This is a genomic window from Luxibacter massiliensis, assembly GCF_900604355.1.
In the GTDB taxonomy this organism is placed as follows: domain Bacteria; phylum Bacillota; class Clostridia; order Lachnospirales; family Lachnospiraceae; genus Luxibacter; species Luxibacter massiliensis.
The window spans coordinates 1925037-1947654 of the sequence record NZ_UWOE01000001.1; the positions used below are offsets into that span (position 1 = coordinate 1925037).

Annotated in this window: 24 protein-coding genes; 5 read left to right on the forward strand and 19 right to left on the reverse strand. The window is 46.9% G+C overall.

Going from position 1 to position 22618, the window contains the following annotated elements; all coding sequences use genetic code 11:
* Window positions 1-23: 23 nt before the first annotated feature.
* A complete protein-coding gene (rpsT, locus tag EFA47_RS08885) occupies window positions 24-287 on the forward strand; it encodes a 30S ribosomal protein S20 (RefSeq protein ID WP_164689959.1) in 264 nt (87 codons plus the stop codon).
* Between the two features lie 199 nt (window positions 288-486).
* Here the strand turns inward: rpsT and EFA47_RS08890 are convergent, their stop codons facing one another.
* The 8 genes from EFA47_RS08890 to EFA47_RS08925 all read right to left on the reverse strand — a co-directional run bounded on the left by EFA47_RS08890 (window position 487) and on the right by EFA47_RS08925 (window position 9184).
* On the reverse strand, window positions 487-1845 hold the full coding sequence (locus EFA47_RS08890) for an MATE family efflux transporter (RefSeq protein WP_122642953.1): 1359 nt from the start codon (window positions 1843-1845) through the stop codon (window positions 487-489).
* Window positions 1846-2056: 211 nt separating this feature from the next.
* The gene (gene ilvC, locus EFA47_RS08895; protein WP_122642954.1) at window positions 2057-3076 is read right to left on the reverse strand and encodes a ketol-acid reductoisomerase; all 1020 of its coding nucleotides are present in this window, start codon (window positions 3074-3076) and stop codon (window positions 2057-2059) included.
* A 249-nt stretch (window positions 3077-3325) separates the two neighbouring features.
* Complete coding sequence (gene ilvN / locus EFA47_RS08900) at window positions 3326-3826, reverse strand: acetolactate synthase small subunit (RefSeq protein ID WP_122642955.1); 501 nt, start codon at window positions 3824-3826, stop codon at window positions 3326-3328.
* A complete protein-coding gene (locus EFA47_RS08905; RefSeq protein WP_164689879.1) occupies window positions 3795-4073 on the reverse strand; it encodes a hypothetical protein in 279 nt (92 codons plus the stop codon). Before EFA47_RS08905 ends, ilvN begins: the two co-directional genes overlap by 32 nt.
* Entirely contained in the window at window positions 4028-5053 is a 1026-nt protein-coding gene (galE, locus tag EFA47_RS08910) for a UDP-glucose 4-epimerase GalE (protein ID WP_122642957.1), read from the reverse strand. The genes EFA47_RS08905 and galE overlap by 46 nt, the downstream gene beginning before the upstream one ends.
* 132 nt (window positions 5054-5185) lie before the next feature.
* Window positions 5186-6106, reverse strand: a complete 921-nt coding sequence (locus EFA47_RS08915; RefSeq protein WP_122642958.1) for a sugar phosphate nucleotidyltransferase — start codon at window positions 6104-6106, stop codon at window positions 5186-5188.
* 115 nt (window positions 6107-6221) lie between these two features.
* Window positions 6222-8024, reverse strand: coding sequence for an ABC-F family ATP-binding cassette domain-containing protein (locus tag EFA47_RS08920; RefSeq protein WP_122642959.1), 1803 nt, complete (start codon window positions 8022-8024; stop codon window positions 6222-6224).
* A gap of 215 nt (window positions 8025-8239) precedes the next feature.
* Window positions 8240-9184, reverse strand: coding sequence for an L-lactate dehydrogenase (locus tag EFA47_RS08925; protein ID WP_306438871.1), 945 nt, complete (start codon window positions 9182-9184; stop codon window positions 8240-8242).
* Between the two features lie 251 nt (window positions 9185-9435).
* On the opposite strand from EFA47_RS08925, the gene EFA47_RS20065 reads away from it, so the two are divergent.
* From EFA47_RS20065 to EFA47_RS08940, 3 genes are all read left to right on the forward strand, one after another.
* Entirely contained in the window at window positions 9436-10329 is an 894-nt protein-coding gene (locus tag EFA47_RS20065) for an ATP-dependent RNA helicase (protein WP_206215523.1), read from the forward strand.
* Window positions 10330-10526: 197 nt separating this feature from the next.
* On the forward strand, window positions 10527-10853 hold the full coding sequence (locus EFA47_RS08935) for a cupin domain-containing protein (RefSeq protein ID WP_122644478.1): 327 nt from the start codon (window positions 10527-10529) through the stop codon (window positions 10851-10853).
* Window positions 10854-10952: 99 nt separating this feature from the next.
* Window positions 10953-11399 carry a GNAT family N-acetyltransferase gene (locus tag EFA47_RS08940; protein ID WP_122642961.1) on the forward strand — a complete coding sequence of 149 codons (447 nt, stop codon included), beginning with the start codon at window positions 10953-10955 and terminating at the stop codon, window positions 11397-11399.
* A gap of 73 nt (window positions 11400-11472) precedes the next feature.
* Here EFA47_RS08940 and EFA47_RS08945 read toward each other — a convergent pair whose 3' ends face one another.
* From EFA47_RS08945 to EFA47_RS08985, 9 genes are all read right to left on the reverse strand, one after another.
* Complete coding sequence (locus EFA47_RS08945) at window positions 11473-12099, reverse strand: flavodoxin family protein (RefSeq protein WP_122642962.1); 627 nt, start codon at window positions 12097-12099, stop codon at window positions 11473-11475.
* 166 nt (window positions 12100-12265) lie between these two features.
* The gene (locus tag EFA47_RS08950) at window positions 12266-13276 is read right to left on the reverse strand and encodes a GGGtGRT protein (protein WP_122642963.1); all 1011 of its coding nucleotides are present in this window, start codon (window positions 13274-13276) and stop codon (window positions 12266-12268) included.
* Window positions 13277-13327: 51 nt separating this feature from the next.
* A complete protein-coding gene (locus tag EFA47_RS08955; protein ID WP_122642964.1) occupies window positions 13328-14020 on the reverse strand; it encodes an iron-sulfur cluster assembly scaffold protein in 693 nt (230 codons plus the stop codon).
* Between the two features lie 196 nt (window positions 14021-14216).
* Complete coding sequence (locus tag EFA47_RS08960) at window positions 14217-14738, reverse strand: CinA family protein (RefSeq protein ID WP_122642965.1); 522 nt, start codon at window positions 14736-14738, stop codon at window positions 14217-14219.
* Between the two features lie 2 nt (window positions 14739-14740).
* Entirely contained in the window at window positions 14741-15283 is a 543-nt protein-coding gene (gene pgsA / locus EFA47_RS08965; protein ID WP_122642966.1) for a CDP-diacylglycerol--glycerol-3-phosphate 3-phosphatidyltransferase, read from the reverse strand.
* A complete protein-coding gene (rimO, locus tag EFA47_RS08970) occupies window positions 15280-16605 on the reverse strand; it encodes a 30S ribosomal protein S12 methylthiotransferase RimO (RefSeq protein WP_122642967.1) in 1326 nt (441 codons plus the stop codon). The genes pgsA and rimO overlap by 4 nt, the downstream gene beginning before the upstream one ends.
* 53 nt (window positions 16606-16658) lie before the next feature.
* Window positions 16659-16901 carry a DNA-directed RNA polymerase subunit omega gene (gene rpoZ, locus EFA47_RS08975; RefSeq protein WP_122642968.1) on the reverse strand — a complete coding sequence of 81 codons (243 nt, stop codon included), beginning with the start codon at window positions 16899-16901 and terminating at the stop codon, window positions 16659-16661.
* A 3-nt stretch (window positions 16902-16904) separates the two neighbouring features.
* The gene (gene gmk / locus EFA47_RS08980) at window positions 16905-17543 is read right to left on the reverse strand and encodes a guanylate kinase (RefSeq protein WP_122642969.1); all 639 of its coding nucleotides are present in this window, start codon (window positions 17541-17543) and stop codon (window positions 16905-16907) included.
* A 12-nt stretch (window positions 17544-17555) separates the two neighbouring features.
* A complete protein-coding gene (locus tag EFA47_RS08985) occupies window positions 17556-18434 on the reverse strand; it encodes a YicC/YloC family endoribonuclease (protein WP_122642970.1) in 879 nt (292 codons plus the stop codon).
* A 295-nt stretch (window positions 18435-18729) separates the two neighbouring features.
* Here EFA47_RS08985 and EFA47_RS08990 point away from each other — a divergent pair, with 295 nt between their 5' ends.
* The gene (locus tag EFA47_RS08990; RefSeq protein ID WP_122642971.1) at window positions 18730-20466 is read left to right on the forward strand and encodes an Rqc2 family fibronectin-binding protein; all 1737 of its coding nucleotides are present in this window, start codon (window positions 18730-18732) and stop codon (window positions 20464-20466) included.
* Here the strand turns inward: EFA47_RS08990 and EFA47_RS08995 are convergent.
* Both EFA47_RS08995 and EFA47_RS09000 read right to left on the reverse strand, forming a co-directional pair.
* Entirely contained in the window at window positions 20463-21305 is an 843-nt protein-coding gene (locus tag EFA47_RS08995; RefSeq protein ID WP_122642972.1) for a DUF6612 family protein, read from the reverse strand. The genes EFA47_RS08990 and EFA47_RS08995 overlap by 4 nt on opposite strands.
* Window positions 21298-22614, reverse strand: coding sequence for an ATP-binding protein (locus tag EFA47_RS09000; RefSeq protein WP_122642973.1), 1317 nt, complete (start codon window positions 22612-22614; stop codon window positions 21298-21300). Before EFA47_RS09000 ends, EFA47_RS08995 begins: the two co-directional genes overlap by 8 nt.
* Between the last annotated feature and the right edge of the window lie 4 nt (window positions 22615-22618).

Genomic DNA, 22618 nt, shown 5'->3' on the forward strand with positions numbered 1-22618 from the left:
TCACATATTTGGAGGTGTACAGATTGGCCAACATTAAATCTGCTAAGAAAAGAATTTTAGTGAATGAGACGAAAGCTGCAAGAAACAAAGCAATCAAATCCAGAGTTAAGACTGCTATCAAAAAAGTCGATGCCGCAGTTGCACAGAAGGATACAGAGACAGCAAACACTGCCCTTAAGGCTGCTATCAGGGAAATATCCAAAGCTGGCAGCAAAGGTGTGTATCACAAAAACACAGTTTCAAGAAAGATTTCACGTTTAGCAAAAGCCGTAAATACTATTGCTTAATTTTTAATAATATAAAATCCTTTAAAAATCCCGCTTCCGTCAGGCGGGATTTTTTATTTCTTAAGCCAAAGGCCCTTGGTGCAGGCATAGAGAGCATCAAACGAGCGCGGCGATGCAGGCATCCGGGCGTTAGGCCCCGCGGCAGCCGCCAGCTGAACATATACACCTATCCCCTTGGCCCGTTCCCCGCGGGAATAATTTACTCTCTCCCCTCCTTCAAGGCCGGCCAAACCGTTATAAGCATTGTCACAAAACTGGCCGCCCCGCCAATTGCATTAGAGACCGGCTCGGCCCAAAACACACCGTCTGTCCCCAAACCACCTGCCATGGGCAGCAGCAGGGTCAGGGGAACAACGATAATAACCTTTCTAAAAATGGAGAAAAAGATGGCCTGCTTCGGCCTGTTCAGCGCAAGATAGGTGGACTGCCCGGAAAACTGAAGCGCCATCATAAAAATGCCGCAGAAATAGATTCGCATAGCCGGCACGCCTGCCCGGATCAGCGCCTGCTCCCCTGTAAACAGCTTCATAAAAAATTCTGGTTCAAAGAATAGCACCGCCCAGGCAAAGGCCGTAAATATAATGCAGCTTGCTGACATAAATTTAATAGCAGATTTTACTCTGCCATAGCAGCCTGCCCCGTAATTATACCCTATCACAGGCTGGGCGCCGGATGTCAGTCCCATAACAGGCATTGTGATCATTTCCCTCACAGAATTTATCACTGTCATAATCCCAATATATAAGTCACCGCCATATTTGAACAGTGTAGCGTTACAGACAATCTGTACTGTCCCGTTGGTCACAGACATCACAAAACTAGAAGTCCCCAGCGAGATAATTTCACCTACCAGTCCCCAATCCAGGCTCATGGCACTCCTGTCCAATGTAAAAAGCGCCTTTTTTCCTGTCAGAAAATGAATGGCCCATATGGCAGATAATCCCTGAGAAATCACGGTTGCCGCCGCTGCCCCTTTCACTCCCATATGAAAAACAAAAATAAAAATTGGATCCAGTATAATATTGGCCACAGCCCCCAGCAAGACCGTGAACATCCCAATCCTGCCAAATCCCTGGGCATTGATAAAATGATTCATTCCCAGGCTCACCATAACAAACAAGGTGCCCAGAAGATAGATTGTAATATAATCATTGGCATAGGGATACGTGATGTCACTTGCCCCAAACAAATACAAAAGAGGCTTTTTAAACAAAAACCCCAAAGCCATCAGGATGACCCCCGCCGCAAGCAGCATGGTAAAGGAATTCCCCATTACCCGCTTCGCCTTGTCCTTTTCATGGCTTCCCCTGGCAATAGAACACAGAGGCGCGCCCCCCATTCCAAAAAGATTTGAAAATGCCGTTATTATCGTAATCACCGGCAGTGTCAGTCCAATCCCTGTCAAGGCCTCGGAAGATGCATGGGGTATATGCCCAATATAAATTCTGTCCACAATGCTGTAAAGTACATTAATCAGCTGCGCCAGCGTCATGGGGACTGCAAGTCCTAGTATGCTGCGCGCAATGCTTCCCTGGCTGAAATCATTTTTTTCTCTCATACACCTTCCCCCTGTCGAATAGGCGGGCGCCCCGCCCCAAACACACTATCCCCCTGAAGAATTTGCCCGGCCCGTGCAAAGCAGCTGCCAAACACCCTATGGCCGACTTATATACATCTTTGTGTGGGATAAGCAGAAAAACCCGGCATCTGCATTTACAGATACCGGGGACTTTTCTGCCATCCTTTTTTATATTGGCATCCCTGAAAACTTAGTTATTGATGAGCTTATCCTCATCACTCCAGCTGTAAAGCTTTCTCACCTCTTCTCCGATCTTCTCAGCCGGATGTTCAGAAGCCAGCTTTCTCATGGCCCTAAAATGAGCCTGCCCGCCTGCCTGTGACATATCCAGCAAGAAATCTTTCGCAAAAGACCCATCCTGGATATCCTTCAGGATCTGCCTCATAGCCTTCTTCGTATCCTCTGTGATGATCTTGGGGCCTGTTATGTAATCGCCGTACTCTGCTGTATTAGAAATAGAATATCTCATGCCTGCGAATCCGGACTGGTAAATCAGGTCCACAATCAATTTCATCTCATGGATACACTCAAAATATGCATTCCTTGGATCATATCCTGCTTCAACAAGTGTCTCAAACCCTGCCTGCATCAATGCGCACACGCCGCCGCAGAGGACTGCCTGCTCACCAAACAAATCTGTCTCTGTCTCTGTCCGGAATGTAGTTTCAAGTACACCTGCCCTAGCTCCGCCGATACCCAAGCCATATGCCAGCGCCTTGTCCAGCGCTTTTCCTGTGGCATCCTGTTCAATAGCCACAAGGCATGGGGTTCCCTTGCCCGCCTGGTATTCGCTTCTCACTGTATGTCCCGGCGCCTTTGGCGCAATCATCGTAACATCCACAAACGGCGGAGGTACAATCTGCCCAAAATGAATTGCAAAGCCATGTGCAAACATCAGCATATTGCCTTCTTCCAGATTTGGCTCGATATCTTTTTTGTACATTGCAGCCTGTTTCTCATCATTAATCAGAATCATGATAATATCTGCTTTTTTTGCAGCTTCTGCTGTTGTAAATACTTCGAATCCCTGCGCCTCTGCCTTTGCCCAGGATTTGCTGCCCTCATAGAGGCCTATAATGACATTACAGCCTGACTCCTTTAAGTTCAGCGCATGTGCATGTCCCTGGCTTCCATAGCCGATAATCGCAATTGTCTTTCCCTCCAGCATAGACAGGTTACAGTCTTCCTGATAATAAATTTTTGCTGCCATTTTAATTTTCCTCCTGTTTACCTCTTACTTTTCAGGCTTGCGCCTGATTATCATATTCACGTAACCCTCGGGGCACACCTTATTTCATGCCCGGTGGGCGGGCCGCAGATAAATCTGCGGTCAATGTATACCCTCGGGGCACACCTTATTTCATGCCCGGTGGGCGGGCCGCAGATAAATCTGCGGTCAATGTATGAGTTAAAGGCTGGGCGCCTTTAGCTTCTGTATGTATCAAACGGTGGGATTGGGTTAATCAATAAATGTGACATCCTTAATCCCTCTTGCTAAACCTGTGATCCCGGTTCTGGCCAGTTCCAGTATCTCATATCCATCCAATAGGTTCAGAAACGCCTCCAGTTTAGACTGGCTGCCTGTCAGCTCGATAATCATAGATTCTTTTTCAACATCCACGATCTTTGCCCGGAAAATATCTGCTATAGAAATAACCTCAGGCCTCTGCGCTGCATTGGCGCGTATTTTTACCATAATCAGCTCTCTGCACACGGATTCCCCGTCCTTTAAGAGCTTAATCTCAACAACATCCTCCAATTTACGAACCTGCTTCTCTATCTGAGACAGAATCAGCTCATCACCTGTTGTCACAACCGTGAGCCTCGTAAATCTGGGATCAGCCGTCATGCCGGCCGTGATGCTGTCAATACTGTACCCTCTTCTGCTGAACAAACCTGAAATCCGGCTTAAAACTCCCGGATTATTGTCAACTAAAAGGGAATAAACCTGTCTTCTCATATGATTCCCCACTTTCTCTGCTATAATTTACCCGAAAACAGAGTGCGTTCTGTTTTTTAATCATAACAACTTCTTTCTTCTTTGTCAAGCTAAATTCATGAATCTTTTTTATTCCCCCGGCAATGGGCCAAGCAGACATGCTGACATGGCTAGTCGGCCCAAACAAATATGCATCCCGGCAGCGTGCCATGGAACCATTTTCTATTCTTGCCTGCTTCTGTACCCATCCGGGTTCATAGACTGCCATCTCCAGGAATCTGCACACATATCTTCTATTCCTTTTTCTGCCTTCCATCCAAGCTCTTTGTATGCTTTTGAAGCATCACAGTAACAAACTGCAATATCCCCAGGGCGGCGTGGTTTAACCTGGTACGGGATTTTCCTTTTGCATGCCTTTTCATAAGCCTTTACAACATCCAGAACACTGTAACCCACACCGGTTCCCAGATTGTATATATGTACCCCTTTTTGTGATTCCATATGCTCAATGGCCTTCACATGGCCCACGGCCAGATCAACCACATGGATATAGTCTCTCACCCCTGTCCCATCGGGCGTGCCGTAATCATCACCGAATACGCCCAGGCAGTCCAGTTTACCCACAGCCACCTGGGCAATATAGGGCACCAGGTTATTAGGGATTCCTTTGGGATCTTCCCCCAGCAAACCAGACTCATGGGCTCCTATGGGGTTAAAGTAACGCAGAAGAGTGATATTCCACCGGGGGTCTCCTGTATGCAGGTCGGTCAGAATCTGCTCCAGCATTCCCTTTGTCCAGCCATAGGGATTTGTAATCTCTCCCTTGGGACAGTTTTCTGTAATCGGAATCTCGGCCGGATCTCCATATACAGTTGCCGAAGAGCTGAAAATCATATTCCTGCATCCATGGTTTCTCATCACATCGCAGAGTACCAAAGTCCCTGCGATATTATTATAATAATATTCCCACGGTTTAGAGACAGATTCTCCCACAGCCTTAAGGCCTGCAAAGTTAATGACAGCCTCAACCGCCTCTTTCTCAAAAACTGCTTCCAGGCCCTCCCTGTCCAGAATATCTATTTGATAAAATTTTAATTCCCTGCCCGTAATCTGCCGTACCCGCCTGAGCGCCTCCTCACTGGAATTATACAAGTTATCTACGACTACAACTTCATAGTCCCTGTTTAAAAGTTCTACACATGTATGGCTGCCAATGTATCCGGCGCCCCCTGCCACCAAAATTGCCACTTTTCATCCTCCTTTTTATACCAGGCATTCAAGGATGCCCTCCTGTCCGTTTAAGCAACTGTAAAGGGAAACATCCGACCCGCCTTATAAATACACGTCCGTCCCCTCTGTAGGCTGCCTGGCACTTGCTGTCTATCCCCAGAGATGAGGGGGGTATACCCCAGCCTCCTTCAAGTTCCTGACAGCATCTGCCACGCTTGCCCTGTCCTCTTTATATGTGATTCCATACCAGCGGTCCTCAGACTTAAGCACCTTGACAGTGGCCCTGCCTTCCTCAATAAGGCTGCTGACAACCGCCGGCAGGAAATACTCACATTTCAGAGGGTTATTCTTTAAATTTTCATCCAAAAAATGTGGGAAACGTTCTATCAGCTCCTGCATCATGCTCTTTGTAAATCCAAACATATTCATACTGACCAAAGTCTTAGCATCTATGCTATGCCACGTCTTTCCTTCATCCTCTGTATAGGCTGCATTCTCTCCATGCTTTTCAATATGGGTCCTCTCAGTAATCCCTGTCAGAAACCCTTCTTCATCCATCTGGCACACTCCCCGGGACACATAGCCGTTCTCCGTCAGCGTGTTTCCCAGATGGTACCCAACCATAGCGTATCTATATCTGGCGTCATCCTCGTATTCCTCCAGATAATGGTATATCTGGCCAAATGCATTCACGCCATAATAGTCGTCCGAATTAATCACTACAAACGGGCCGTCTACCTGTCCGGCGCAGCTTAAAACAGCATGGCCTGTGCCAAAAGGTTTTATGCGTCCTTCCGGGACTTCATATCCGTAAGGAAGATGATCCAGTTTTTGATATACATAGGCCGTTTCCATATATTTACTAATCCTGTCCCCCGCACATCTTTTGAACTCTTCCTCGTTCTCCTCTTTAATTATAAATATGACTTTCTCGAACCCTGCCCGTTTTGCATCAAAAATGGAAAAATCCATAATAATATGGCCTTCCCCATCTACCGGCTCTATCTGTTTCAGGCCGCCATACCGGCTTCCCATGCCCGCCGCCATAATTACCAATACCGGCTTTTTCATGATCTCCCTCCTATTCTCCCGCCTGCCTAGGCTTCCATGTATAAAGCCTTTTGCACTGGCTATGTCTTTCATATTATACTTCTATATGTACCATAGGTCAATGAGGGCGGATATTCTATCCATTCTGCTCCTGAATCTTCTCTGCCAGCTCATGCAAATAAAACCACCGGTCTGTTTTCTCGTCCAGTTCTTCCTGGACTTTGTCTTTTTCAGACATTAACTCAGACAGACGGGCAGAATTCGTGGCATTATCCGCCATCTCCTTATCCAAACGGCTGATCTTATCTTCCAGCTTAGAAATGACATCGTCGATTGTCTCAAATTCCCTTTGCTCGTGAAAAGAGAATTTCAGCTTGGAGGGACTTTTCTGCTTTCCAGCCTTGGCTGCTGGTTTTTCCAGAGCCTCTCTTTGCTGTGCCCCTTTCGGTGTATCCAGACTGTCCGCCTGCCGTTTCGCCCTGGCTTCCCTGTAATCTGTATACCCCCCTTCATACTGCTCTATCCCGCCTTTCCCATCCATCTCCAGTATCCTGTCTGCCACATTATCCAGAAAGTAACGGTCATGGGAGACTGTGATTACAATCCCTGAAAACGAATTAAGAAAATCTTCCAGTATAGTCAGTGTGGGAATATCCATATTATTTGAAGGTTCATCCAGAATCAGCAGGTTTGCCCCTTCTGCAAGCACACAGAGCAGATACAGCCTGCGTTTCTCCCCTCCGGACAGCTTGGACACAGGGGTATACTGCATGTCAGGACTGAAAAGAAAACGCTCCAGAAGCTGCGACGCACTGATACGCCCCTCTCCCGTCTGTATATACTCGCCTATGCCCCGGACATAATCAATGACTCTGCTGTCTGTATCCATATCCGGCTCTTCCTGGGCCAGGTATCCGATCTTTATGGTCTCCCCCACCTCGGCGCTGCCTTCGTCGGGAGGGAGAATCCCGGCCATAATCTGAAGCAGGGTGGATTTTCCACAGCCGTTTGGGCCGACAATCCCCAGGCACTGGTTTTTCAGGGCAATATAATTAAAGTCCTTAATCAGGACTTTCTCCCCATAGTGTTTGCCCACATGGCAAAGCTCTATAGTCTTTTTTCCCATGCGGACATTGGGGGCATCCAGCTTGGCCCTCTGTTCCTTATCAGGCACATCCCTATTTTTCAATCCTTCCAGCCGCAAAAGCCTGGCTTTCTGTTTCGTAGAACGTGCCCTGCATCCTAGCTTCGCCCACTCCAGCTCCATCCTCAAAATACTCTGGCGTTTTCTTTCTGAGGCCGCCTCCATCTCTTCCCTGAGAGCCTTCATTTCAAGAAATTTGGAATAATTTGCCTCATAACTGTACATACTGCCTCTGCTGATCTCCAGGATCTTGTTTGATACAATATCCAGGAAATAACGGTCATGGGCCACCATGACCACAGTCCCTCTATAATTCTTCAGGTATTCTTCTAACCATGCAATCATCTCGCCGTCCAGATGGTTGGTAGGCTCATCTAACAAAAGGACATCAAAATCCTGGGCCAGTACTTTTGCCATTGCCAGCCTTCTTTTCTGGCCCCCAGACAGATGTTCCACGGGTATCTCATAATCTGTAATCCCAAGCTTATTTAAATTGCTCTGGACAAGCCATTGAACCTGTACGTCGCAATCCAGGGCATAAGACGATACAGTGGCCCCCTCCTCAAATACCGGGTTCTGTACGAGAAACGCTGTCCTAATGCCGTTCTGCCTGGTAATCTGGCCGCTGTCAGGCACCTCATGTCCTGCAATCATCCGCAGGAGTGTTGTTTTCCCAGTTCCATTTATCCCGATAACCCCTACCTTATCTCCTTCTTGGATCCCAAAAGAGGCATCCCGGAAAATAACCTTTTCCCCATATATTTTACTAATGTGCTCTATATTTATGATATTCATCCTTACCGCTCCTGCTCTTCATTCTGCAATATCACTATCATAAATGATTTCTGCCAGAGCGTCAATGCGTTTAAGGTTCAGGGCAGCCTGTGTTTTTGCACACTGATTTTATTCCCGCGAGCAACGAGCCAAGCGGACATGTTTACATGTCCATTTGGCGACTGCCGCGGGAGTCTAATACCCCCATGCTTGCATCGGGGTCTTTGACTATGGTGTTAGTCTCCCTTTATCTGATCATAAATTTTTTTCAATGCCCCTGCGGACTCATGCAGCATTTCCTTTTCTCCCGGGTTTAAAGGAATTTCAATAATATCTTCCACCCCGTGCCTGCCCAGCACTGCCGGCAGTCCAATACATATCTGCTGTATGCCATAGTGTCCCTGAGCCAGGCTTGAGATTGTCAGGATTGAATGCTCATCCCGCACCAGCGCCTGGGCAATGCGCCTGACCGCCATGGCCACAGCATAAAATGTGGAACCCTTCCTCTCAATAATTTCATAGGCACTGTCCCGCACTTCCTCATAGATCTCATTGAGCTGCAGGCTGGCCCTGGTCCTGCCATGCTGACGGCAATATTCATCCACAGGCAGTCCCGCCACAGTGGCGCTGCTCCAGGCAGCCAGCTCACTGTCCCCGTGCTCACCGATCATCCATGCATGGATATTCCGGTAATCCAAATTAAATTTCTTCCCCAGCAAGTATTTAAGCCTGGCGGTATCCAAAACTGTCCCGCTCCCAATGACTCTGGAGGCCGGAAAGCCAGAGAGCTGCAGGGACAAGCTTGTCAGCACATCTACTGGATTTGTGACAATCAGCAAGATGCATTCTGTATTATATTTTACGATATTGGGGATAATTTTTCGGAATACTTCTGCATTTTTGGCTGATATGTCCAGCCGGGTCTCACCTGGCAGCTGGTTCGCCCCTGCTGTCACCACAACAAGATAGGCATCCTTTAAATCAGGGTAATCTCCTGCATAAATATCCGAAGGCACTGTAAAGGGAATTCCATGGCCAATATCAAGAGCCTCCCCTTCTGCTTTCTTCTTGTCAATATCAATCAGCACCATCTCATTAAATAACCCGCTCTCCACCAGGGTATATGCCGTCGTTGCCCCTACTCCTCCACATCCGATAATCCCGCATTTCTGTATATTCATAATGAACCCTCCTTCTTGTTTATTGTTATTATGTCCTTATTTCTATATATTGTATTCCCTGTACCGGCAAAAAACAGGGCCGGCAGAAAGATGCACTGACGCCGTAACAAACTTTGGATAAAGCGTAAAGAATTTCTTAGAGTTCTTAGAACTTTATGAATTTTTCCCTCCACCCCTTGAGTATATATGAAAAAAGTTATACAATAAGTCGCAGATTTATATGCCGTTGTTTCTTTTTGAGGAGGAGTTACATGAATAAAGCCAAAAATAATACTTCCGTATTTGATGATAATTTTGAAGTTACCTATGAGGAGGAGATCCCTTTTTCCTATACTTTCGAGACTCGTCCTATGCCAAATAAAAGGACCGCCTCTGCAGATACAGTTGATTACCGTCCCCTACACAGCAAGAGCGTTGGCAGAACTGCCCCCAGGAAAGCGCGGCGGGTATCTTCCGGCCCTGCCCCGCAGTCCTATACAGACAGATATATCCCAGAGCAGTACGATACAGATGACGGCTATGGGGACTATGGCAGCTTCTCAGACGATGACTATGAATACAGCTACACAGAGGGAAGCCGGCCTTATGATGAGGACTACGATGACTATGGGTATATACCAGAAGGCAGAGACGCCTACAGAGCCAGGCGCACCCCAAAATATGGGACAAAATCTATCTACCGCACCGCACGGGCCGTCATCCGGGTAGTTTCTCTTTTGATAACCGCCGGCACCCTTGGCCTGCTTCTGTACAACTTTTGGAGGGGAGCCGCCCCATATGGAGACTGGGAGGCCATCCTTTCAGAAAAAAACTACACTCTTGGCGCCTATGCTGCTGTTGCCTCTGTCTTTCTTTTATTTGAACTGGTTGCCTTTTTCTGGTCCATGACAAGGACACGTGTCCGGGATGGGCGCAGGATGTATAAAGAAGATACAGGGAGAGGGCTTTTTTCCTTTATTTTTATCTATATCTCCTCCTACCTGTCCTTCCTGGTCTGTAGTTTCCTGCCGGAAAGATTTGAATCACTGGATATTTTAAACGGCATAAGAGGCGCCCTGGCCGTCTTTGGATCCCTCCACAATGTGCTTCTCGGACTCTGCCTCGCAGGTGTTATATCCTGCCTTGTCCGCAGGCACATGATTTGATTGTCTTAAATGGGATCCTATTTTCAATGTGTTTGGTGCCTGAGCCAAAGACCCCGATACAAGCATAGGGGGCATCAAACTAGCAGCGGTGCAAGCATCGGGGCATTAGACCCTCGCGGCAGTCACCAAATGGGCATGTAAACATGTCCCCTTGGCCCGCTGCTGGCGGGAATAAAAAGAAAGGAATACGTTTGATTATGAAAATTGAGAGAGTAGAAAATATGTGTGGCGGAGAGGGACATGTCATTATTAAAAGAATCCTTGGAGAGAAGGAGCTAAATGGAAAATGTGGCCTGTATGGGGAAGTCATATTAGAAGCCGGCTGTACTCTTGGCTACCATGAGCATCACGGGGAGAGTGAGACATATTATATTCTCTCCGGAGAAGGTAACTATAATGATAACGGAAACACCCGTACAGTCAGAGCCGGCGATGTTACCTTTACTCCCAGCGGCAAAGGGCATGGCCTTGCAAATACAGGACTGGAAGATTTGGTTTTCATGGCCCTGATTATCAAAGATTAGGGGGAGGCTTTCGCCTATCCCCAGTCTCCCCTCTCATGGGGCATAACATTGCGGGGTACCCATCAACTTACAGTTATCTATTCACCAAGGAGGCACATTATGATAATCAGGCCTTATAGAAGGCAGGATTTAGACGAAATCCTGCAGCTGTTCTATGACACTGTACATACTGTCAATAGAAAGGATTATACCCCAGAGCAATTGGATGCCTGGGCGGACGGGCAGCCTGACAAGGAGAAATGGAATCTTTCCCTGCTCGGGCATTTCACGGCCATTGCAGAGGAAGGCTCCATAATCCTTGGATTTGCAGACATGGATGCCTCCGGCTACCTGGACCGGCTTTATGTACATCACGCTTTCCAGGGCCGGGGCATAGCCACAGCCCTCTGCGATAAATTGGAAAGTACCGCAAAGGCAGAGAAATTCACCACACACTCCTCCGCCACAGCCCTCCCCTTTTTTAAAAAAAGAGGGTACCATGTGCAGAAACAACAAACAGTCCAGCGCAAAGGCGTCCCTCTTACAAACTATATCATGTCAACCTAATGAATTCTAATCCAGCGAACACGAAATTTCTGCCCCATATGCGCAGGATTGTATTTCATTCATATTCACTGTACTAAACCGTTGGCCTGATAAAATTGGTACGCTGTACCTCCTCCTTTTGGGGAAGGCCATACTTTTCCAACCCCAAATGGATGCTTTTCATCAAAAAGGACATGTTTCTTGCCAGAGTCCTCATTGTCTGCAGTCCCTCTGCATCCTGAGCGGCTTCACCAGGTGCCGCTCCATGGATACTGTTCCAATATTGGCCGGAGGCCACCGGCATCCCGGAGATTGTAAAATATTTATTCAGCTCATCAAAGGTGGATGACAGGCCGCCTCTTCTTGCCGCCACTACACTTGCTCCCACTTTCATTGTTTTGTCAAAAGGCGTACTGTAAAACAGACGGTCCAAAAATGCAATTAACGTAGCGTTGGCTGACGCATAATAGACCGGACTTGCAGCAACAAGGCCATCGCACTCTTCAAATTTAGGCGCTGTCTCATTAACAGAGTCATTGAACACACATTTGCCCGTCTTTTTACAAGAACCACAGCCGATACATCCTCTAATATCCTTATTCCCAATATGTATAATTTCCGTCTCAACACCTTCCTGCCCAAAGATTTCCTCCATCTCATGCAGGGCCGTATATGTATTCCCGCCTGCATGGGGACTGCCGTTAATCAATAACACCTTCATATATAACTCCCTCCTGATAATATTTATCAATTCATATAGTCAATAGGAGCCGATCCTTTTGACATATATCATCCTATAAAATGTAACGGCTTGCGTGTATCATACACACAAGCCGTTTAGTATCTAGTAAAAAATAAGTTTTAAAAAACCGTATTTACGCTTTTCTCTAGAACTTCCCTTCCTTCGCTGCTTCCTCAATGGAAACAGCCACAGCCACAGTCATGCCTACCATAGGGTTATTCCCTGCGCCGATTAAACCCATCATCTCAACGTGGGCCGGTACGGAAGAGGATCCTGCGAACTGTGCGTCAGAGTGCATACGTCCCAGTGTGTCTGTCATACCGTAGGAAGCCGGGCCTGCTGCCATATTGTCTGGATGGAGCGTACGTCCTGTACCGCCGCCTGATGCCACAGAAAAATATTTCTTGCCCTGCTCAATACATTCTTTCTTATATGTGCCTGCTACCGGGTGCTGGAAACGCGTCGGGTTCGTAGAATTACCTGTAATAGAGACGTCTACTCCCTCCTTGTGCATAATAGCAACACCTTCACGCACATCGTTTGCACCGTAACAGTTTACTTTAGAGCGGAGTCCGTCAGAATATGCGATTCTCTGTACTTCCTTAAGCTCTCCTGTATAATAGTCGTATTCTGTCTGTACATATGTAAAACCATTGATTCTGGAGATGATCTTAGCCGCATCCTTGCCGAGTCCATTTAAGATAACACGGAGAGGCTTCTGGCGCACTTTGTTTGCTTTCTCTGCAATACCAATAGCACCCTCTGCCGCTGCAAAGGACTCGTGTCCTGCCAGAAATGCGAAACAGTCTGTATCCTCCTCCAAAAGCATCTTGCCCAGATTGCCATGTCCCAGTCCAACCTTACGCTGGTCAGCTACAGATCCGGGAATGCAGAAAGCCTGGAGGCCTTCGCCGATTGCCGCTGCCGCCTCTGCTGCTGTCTTACATTCCTTCTTAATAGCGATGGCCGCACCTACTATATATGCCCAGCAGGCATTCTCAAAACAGATCGGCTGAATCCCCTTAACCTGATTATATACATCAAGTCCGGCATCCTTCGTAATCTTTTCTGCCTCTTCGATAGAAGCAATGCCATAGCTATTTAATACTTCATTGATTTTATCAATTCTTCTTTCATATGATTCAAATAAAGCCATTTAATTCTCCTCCTGATTTATTTTAACATTACCTGTATTGAGTACTTCCGACTATTCCTTGCGTGGGTCAATAATCTTGGCAGCATCGTCCACACGGCCATACTGTCCTTTTGCTTTCTCCCATGCATCATTCGGTGTATCGCCTGCTTTAATGAAATCTGTGAACTTGCCCAGGCTTACAAACTGGTAGCCGATGATTTCATCTTTGTCATCCAGGGCGATGCCTGTCACATAGCCTTCAGCCATCTCCAGGTAACGAGGACCTTTCGCCAGTGTTCCATACATAGTTCCAACCTGGGAACGGAGTCCTTTTCCCAGATCCTCCAGTCCTGCGCCGATGGGAAGCCCATCCTCAGAGAAAGCGCTCTGAGTCCTTCCGTATACGATCTGCAGGAATAATTCTCTCATTGCTGTATTAATGGCATCACAGACAAGGTCTGTATTAAGTGCCTCTAAAATAGTCTTACCCGGAAGAATCTCAGATGCCATAGCAGCGGAATGAGTCATTCCTGAACATCCGATTGTTTCCACAAGAGCCTCCTGGATAATTCCATCTTTTACATTCAAAGTCAGCTTACAGGTACCCTGCTGCGGAGCGCACCAGCCTACTCCGTGTGTCAAACCAGAAATATCTTTTACTTCTTTAGCCTGTACCCATTTTGCTTCTTCCGGAATCGGAGCTGGTCCGTGATTTGCACCTTGAGCCACCGGACACATCATTTCTACTTCATGTGAATAAATCATGTTAAAACTCCTTTCAAATATGTATGATTTTCTTCCTATAGGCGTTTGATATTAATTTAACACCATATATAGATTATTCTCGCATAATTTTCGACATTCGTCAATTGTGACTTTATACAAGTTTCTACATCCCCAGGCCCTTTTACCCGACAAGATTCAGCCTGCCGGACAACGCCAAACTACAGCCCCAGACTCCTTAAGGATCCATGGTTTTTAGCTCTTCAAGGGCGAGAGATAAAGCCTTTTCCACAGTCATAAGCCGGTTTTCCATTCTGTCCCCTTTAAATTCACATCTGGCCACGGCAGTATGGCCGCATACATAGCAGCCAACATATACAAGGCCTACTGGCTTTTCCTTTGTCCCGCCTCCTGGGCCGGCAATCCCGGTAGAACTTAAGGCAACCTCCGCTCCCGCAGAGCGGGCCGCCCCTTCTGCCATCTCTTTCGCTGTCTGCGCACTCACGGCCCCATATTCCTGAAGGGTCGCGCGGTTCACGCCCACCAGCCTCTCTTTGGCTTCATTGGAGTAGGTAATATATCCTTCATGGAGCACGTCAGAGGCGCCGGCTACGTTCACCAGAGTCCCCGCAATCAGGCCCCCAGTACATGATTCTGCTGTGGTGATAGTATATTTCCTGTCAGCCAGCTCTTTTATCAGCCGTTCCTCCAGGCTTTCTGTATGATTTTCATGATTCTTTAAAACCCAGTCTGGATACATAATTACATCCCTCCCTGTGTCAGGACCTGCCTGTTCTTCCAAACATAGTCAACCAGAGATATGACTGTCAGGGCCAGGGCAATCCATATAAGCGCCGTGCCGATACCGTCGAATATCCCTCCCAGGTCTGCAATCAAAACAAGGATCATGGCCATCTGAAAAACAGTTTTAAATTTCCCCCAATAACTTGCCGCAATAACAATCCCGTTATCTGACGCCACCAGCCTGAATCCACTGATAATAAATTCCCTGCTGATAATGATAATGACTATCCAGGCTGACAGCCTCCCCATCTCTATCAGGCAGATCATAGCCGCAGATACAAGCAGCTTATCTGCCAGGGGATCCATAAACTTACCGAAATTTGTTACCAGATTATATTTTCTCGCAATCTTCCCATCCAGTAAATCTGTCAGGCTGGCTGCGGCAAAAAGCACAAGGGCAATCCATTTGTTGGCCCATCCTCCCAAGTCTGTCAGCATAAACAGGACAAAAAAGGGAACCATAACTACCCGCAATATTGTAAGTTTATTTGGCAAATTCATGATACGATACCTCCAATCAAATCATAGTCCACTGCTCCTGACACCTGCACTCTGGCAAAATCACCTGACATCAGCTCTTCTTCCGTATTTACGAAAATCAGGCCGTCAACATTTGGGGCATCCCGGTAGGTCCTGCCCACATAAGCATTTTCATCGGCTATTTTCCCTTCTATCATGACCAGAACTTCCCGCCCTGTCATACGTTCGGCCTGGCCAAAGGCGATTTCCTGCTGAAGCTCCATCAGTTCAGCCTGCCTTTCTTCCTTTATCTCTTCCTCCACCTGGCCTGGCATTGAAGCAGCCGGCGTATCTTCCTCAGGGGAATACGTAAACACCCCGAGGCGGTCAAATTCCATTTCTTCTACAAATTCCAACAATTCCTCATGTTGTCTGGATGTCTCCCCTGGGAAACCAGTTATAAGGGTAGTCCGTATACATATATCGGGTATCTCCCGGCGCAGCTTAAAAATAATATCCTTCAGTTCCTGCTTTGTAGTCCTGCGCCCCATCCGTTTCAGGATTTCATCATTCGCGTGCTGAATAGGCAGGTCCACATAATGGCATATTTTCTTTTCCTCTTTCATTACTTTTATCAGCTCATCCGTAATCTCCTCGGGATAACAGTATAGGATCCGGATCCAACGGATACCCTCTATCTTACAGAGTTCTCTTAAAAGTTCGGGCAGCATCTTTCTTCCATATAAATCCCTGCCATAAAGGGTAGTTTCCTGAGCCACCAATATCAGCTCCTTAACTCCTCCTTCTGCCAGGTACCGGGCCTCGTCAAGAAGCGTTTCCATGGGAACGCTCCGGAAACTCCCCCGGATTTTGGGGATAATACAGTACGTACAATGTTTATCGCAGCCCTCTGCTATTTTCAGGTAGGCAAAATGCCCTCCAGTAGTTACCAGCCTCTTAGTCTCCACCTGAGGAAGTATGTCGACGTCTGCCATTGTAACTGCCGTGCCCCCTCCCAGGACCTGGTCAATAGTCTCCAGAATCTTATCGTAGGATGCTGTCCCCAGGACGGCATCAACCTCGGGGATCTCCTCTAAAACCTCCTGACGGTATCTCTGGGCCAGGCACCCTGTCACGATGAGGGCCTTAAGCCGCCCTCCCTTTTTATATTCGGCCATTTCCAGTATGTTTTGGATACTCTCCTCCTTTGCATCATGTATAAAGCAGCAGGTATTCACCACAATAATATCGGCCTCATTCTCATCATCTGTCATCTGATACCCCCTGGATGCAAGCATTCCCAGCATAACCTCTGTGTCAACTAAATTCTTGTCACACCCAAGGGATATAAATAGTATTCTCATAAAACCTCCCATATGTTTGAAAGGCAGATACCCAATGTGCATCTGCCTTCTTTTTATTCTTCTGCATTTTCAGCAATAATCTTAAGCTTTCCCTCGTTTAACTCCTCAATAGCCGTAGAAAGAGGCTTTTGCCCGTCCCTGGCATTTACAAGGGGCAGTTCTCCGTCAATGAGCTGTCTTGCCCTCTTAGAAGTGGCCAGCACGATTGAATAACGGCTGTTGACAATCTTTGTCTCGCCCTCCTCCACGTCCTTGTTTACGACCCGCATCAGGTCTGTGTAAGATGGATGCAGCATAGGTTATATTTCTCCTTTCAAACTTCTTTTCAGATCTTCTTTTATCTCTCTCATAAATTCTGCGTTCCGTGTGCTTCTGTGGTGCTCTCCCTGGATGATGGTGTGCATTTCCTCCACACAGGTATCCAGGTCATCATTTACAATCAGGTAATCATACTGGTCCATCCCCTGGGCCTCTTCCGCCGCGCGGCGCATCCTGGATTCAATGACCTCCATGGTCTCTGTCCCTCTCCCCACCAGCCTGCTCTTAAGCTCCTGTACATTGGGGGGCGTGACAAACATAAGCAGCGTATCCGGGAACCTCTCCTTGACTTTCAGGGCGCCCTGGATCTCAATCTCCAGGATCACATCCCTTCCAGAATCCAGCTGCTCTTCTACATACCCACGGGGTGTCCCGTAGTAATTTTCCACATACCTAGCATACTCTATCAGCTCTTCTTTCGCAATCATTTTTTCAAAATCTTCTTTTGATTTAAAGAAATATTCTCTTCCGTCACTCTCCCCCTCCCTGGGCTGCCTTGTGGTGGCAGAGATTGATAAAGCATACTTCTCCGCATACCGGCTGAGAAGCTCCTTCATAAGTGTTCCCTTCCCAGAGCCTGAAAATCCAGACACAACTATCAAAATTCCTCTTCTATCCATGACCTACATCCTTTATTCTATATTCTGTATCTGTTCCCTTACCTTCTCGATCTCCGTCTTTAACCCTATGGCACAGTTGGATACTTCCATGTCATTAGCTTTAGAGAGAATTGTATTGGCCTCCCTGTTCATCTCCTGGGCTATAAAGTCCAGCTTCCGGCCGATTCCCTCTTTTTCTTTCAGGGTCTCGCGCATGTGCCCTATATGGCTTTTCAGCCTCACCACTTCTTCATCTGTGCATATCTTGTCCGCAAAGACAACAACCTCAGCCGCTATCCGGCCTTCCTCTAACTGGGTATCTGCGAGGAGTTCCTTCACTTTCTCTTCCAGCCTGGCCCTGTACTCCGATATAATGTCCGGGGAACGCTCCTCAATGTAAGCCACCAGCTCCTCCATGCCTTTTAATTTCTCCAGTATGTCCCGCTCCAAGTTCTCCCCTTCTGCCGTCCTGGTTTCCACAAATTGTGCAAAAGCCCCATCCAGCGCCTCTTTTAACCCTGCCCAAAGCTCTTCATCATCGCCCCTCTGCTCCTCCATAGTGAGGACTTCCGGGCAGCGTGACAGGGCAGACACCCGAATATCATTTTCAATGCCAAATGCCTCCTCCATCTTCTTAAAATATTTCATATATTCTGCAGCCAGGCCCTCATTATATTTGAGTGAGGCCTGGCTCTCCGCCATATCCTCATAGGTTATAAAAATATCAATTTTGCCCCTGTTGGCATACTGCTTCAGAAGGGTGCGGATTGCGGTCTCAAAAAAGTTCAGTTTCTTTGGCATCCGTATATTCGTATCCAGGTACCTATGGTTTACACCCTTTAACTCCACCGTAAACTTCCTGGATTCCCTCAGTACCTCGCACCTTCCGAAACCTGTCATGCTCTTAATCATGGTTGTCCATCCTCTTGTCTTTCATATTCGCTTATGCATTCTTGGCTGCATCCGGCAGATATGGTTTTCCCTCCTGCCTGCTGAATGTATTATACCCTGTAAGCTCTGTCTGGGTCAACCTCTCACCCTTATATTTCATAGCTTCCTATTGTGCAGGACTGCAAAGATGAAAATCTGCTGCTGCACAGGCCGCCCAATGCCAGGCTGACCGGGACGGCAGAGAGTAAATATATTTGTCTGTCAATGTATTCTGTGATACAATAAAATCCAAGTTTTCTGAAAGAAGGAATATAGTATGGCTTTTGATGGAATAACCGTGGCCTGCCTGGCCCATGAATTAAAAGGACAATTGTTAAACTCAAGAATAGCTAAGATTGCACAGCCTGAGGCAGACGAGCTGCTGCTGACGCTCAAATCCCCTGCCGGCCAAAAGAAACTCTGTATCTCGGCAAGCGCCTCACTGCCGCTTATGTATTTAACAGAATCTGGCAAGCCAAGTCCCATGACGGCGCCGAATTTTTGTATGCTGCTGAGGAAACATATCAGCAATGGCCGGATTGTAGATATTTCTCAGCCAGGATTGGAGCGTATCATCCATTTTACAGTGGAACATCTGGATGAACTGGGGGACCTATGCAGAAAAGATCTGATTGTGGAGATTATGGGTAAGCACAGCAATATTATTTTCTGTACAGAGGATGGAACTATCATCGACAGTATCAAACATGTCTCTGCGCAGATGAGCTCTGTCCGTGAAGTCCTGCCCGGGCGAAAATATTTTATACCTGATACGATGGGGAAATCCAATCCTCTTGCTGTAAATGAAGAGGATTTTATCCGCATACTGTCCGAAAAACCTATGCCCCTTTCCAAGGCTCTCTATACATCCTTTACAGGCATCAGTCCCGTAGTTTCTGAAGAAATATGCCATCTTGCAGGAGTAGATTCTTCCGTCACCCCCCGGGAGTTTTCTGAGGATATCCTAAAGCACGTATTCAACCAGTTTACTATCTTTTTCTCCGCCCTGAAGGATACCCTCTTTTTTCCTTCTATTTATTATGAAGGTAAAGAGCCAAAGGAATTTTCTGCCCTGCCCCTGACCTATTTGGGGGACTGCACCTGCTGTAAATACGCCTCCATATCTGAGGTGCTTGAGACTTATTATGCCTCTAAAAATACAATCACCCGCATCCGGCAGAAATCTGCCGGCCTTCGCCATATCGTGCAGACAGCCCTGGAGCGCAGCCGCAAGAAATACGACCTACAGCTCAAGCAGCTTAAGGACACCCAGAACCGGGATAAATATAAGGTCTACGGAGAACTTATCAATGTCTATGGCTATCATTTAGAGGAAGGTGCGAAGAATCTGCAGGCACTCAATTATTATACGGACAAAATGGTTTCCATCCCTCTGGATGCCGCCAAATCTCCTCAGGAAAATGCGCGGCGTTACTTTGATAAATATAACAAACAAAAGCGCACTTTTGACGCCCTGTCAAAATTCATATGTGAAACCCGGGATGACATTGCCTATCTGGAATCTATCAGTACTGCCCTGGACATTGCCCTGACCGAGGACGATTTGGCCCAGATAAAAGAAGAAATGATACACGCCGGCTATATGCGCAGAAAATACACAAAGAAAAAAAGTACAGTTAAAAACAAGCCGCTGCACTATATTTCCAGCGATGGCTTCCATATATATGTGGGAAAAAATAATCTCCAGAATGATGATCTGACTTTCCATTTTGCCGTTGGGGACGACTGGTGGTTCCACGCCAAAGAAACCCCCGGCTCCCATGTAATTGTCAAAACCAACGGGGAAGAACTTCCCGACAGTACTTTTGAGGAAGCCGGCCGGCTTGCCGCCTACTATTCCAAGGCCCGGGGCAGTGAGAAAGTAGAAATAGATTACGTGGAGAAAAAGCATGTGAAAAAACCAAAGGGGGCAAAACCTGGGTTCGTCGTCTATTATACGAATTATTCCCTTATCATCGACAGTGATATTTCGAAGATACAGGAAGCGCCTTAACTTGTGGTATCCAGAGGGCCTGCCTGCTCCCCGCAGGCCTGCCGCACTTCCTCGGGTACCACAATTTCTCCTGCCTGGTCAAAGCCAGCATACCCTAACTCGATTGTAAAGTCATTGACATTGGTGCTCTTGCCGTAATCATCGTACAGGCCGTTCATCACATCTGTCATATCCACAATCACCCTGGCAGGAAGTACCTCCTCCTTATAGACATCAATGATAACAGGGATCTGCATGTCTTCCATGATGCCAGCATCGGGAATCTCTACAAGCCCAAAAGCTCCCATCATATCCGCACCTAAAAACTGCATCAACTCCGCCCCTGTTATATCACCGTACATCTCATAGCATTCTCTTTCATTGACCTCTACTGTTTCCTCCGCAATCCTAAAAGCCCCTACGGAATCGCCAGACTCCTGAAAAAGGTTCCCGTCAAAGGCGCCTGTGTCAGAGCTTCCAGCGCTTTCCCGGCTCCACTGATCATACATCTTGCTGTATGTGACAGACTCCTCCCCTTCAGTCACCTGATAGATCTCTATATCGCTGCTTACTTTCGTCTCTCCCATTTCCACGGCCGCTGTTCCTTTTGCGTGCCCTGCCCTCGGATCGGTTGTATTTTCCAGCTCCATATCCATAGCGATGCTGGTTGTCTCAAGTACATCCTCCAATTCTATATCCATGTCCAGAGTATTTGACACTGACTGTACTTCAGCCAGGTTTTCTGTAATATCCGCCATTAGCTTTTCAGGCGTCAGCTTGCCGCTGCATCCAGTTATGAAAATAGTCCCTGCCAGAAATCCTGCCAGGGCACATATTGCTGATTTTCGTTTTTTATCCATCGTATTTACCTGCTTTTGATTTTTGTCCCAGCAGATAGTCAATAAACTGCTGTGCCGTACGCCCGGAGAGTCCCCCGTGGCTTAATTCCCACTTATTTGCCGCAAGCAGCAGGTCCTCCTCAGGCATATCAATCTGATTCTGCTTTGCCAGCTCTTTTACAATCTCCTGGAACTGCTTTTTATCAGGCGACCCGAAATAAATTGTCACGCCGAACCTGGCCACCAGTGAAAGCTTCTCCTGTACTGTATCGTTTGTATGCAGCTCCTCATCCCGGTCGGCCTTATCCTTAAATGTCTCCCGGACCAGATGGCGCCGGTTGGAGGTAGCGTAGATTAATATATTGTCAGGTTTCTTTTCCAGCCCTCCCTCAATAACCGCTTTTAAATACTTGTACTCTATCTCAAATTCTTCAAAGGAGAGATCATCCATATAGATAATAAATTTATAATTTCTGTTTTTAATCTGGGCAATCACATCATTCAAATCCTGAAACTGGTGTTTGTAAACTTCTATCATTCTCAGGCCTTTATCATAATACTGGTTTAGAATAGCTTTTACTGACGAGGACTTTCCTGTTCCCGCGTCCCCGAACAGGAGACAGTTATTGGCCTTTCTCCCCTCCACAAATGCTTCTGTATTATCAAGGAGCTTCTTCTTTGCTATTTCATAGCCTACAAGGTCATCCAGATGGACATGGGTAATATTAGTAATGGGGACAATCTCCACGCCTGCCCCTTCCTTATGTTCCACTCTGAAAGCTTTGTGAAGGCCCAGTTTCCCCACTCCAAATTCACTGTAAAACTGTGTAAGAATATCTTTAAATTCTGCGGCATCCAAAGTCTTTGACAGGGCGCGGCTTAAACTGCAGATTCTGTCCCGGATCCTCTTGTTGAATACTTTGCTCCTCTCATTTACATTTTTATAATCAAACAATAGTGAAAGGCAGCCGGCATCCAGCTTTTCCTCCAGCTCCTCAAAATGATAATCAAACAGCTCTTTTAATACAGAAAAGTCATGCAGCGCCACCTCATTGATGCTGCCCTTTACTTCCCCCACAATCTCGCAGGAAGTACTGTATGCATTTTCATCATTGGCCAGCAGAAAGGTCAGGTAAGTGTGCCACAGGTTCCCCTCAAAGCCATGGCTTACAGATAGTTCCAGAAGCATATTTACACACTCAAACAGCAGTCCCCTTAAATCATCCTTGTTATAATATTCATTGCTGTAGTTCTCCATCAGAAATGTCATGTCCTGGAGGATCTGCCCATATTCCATATTTTTATAAAGCATTAATTCATTTGTACGCATGTTC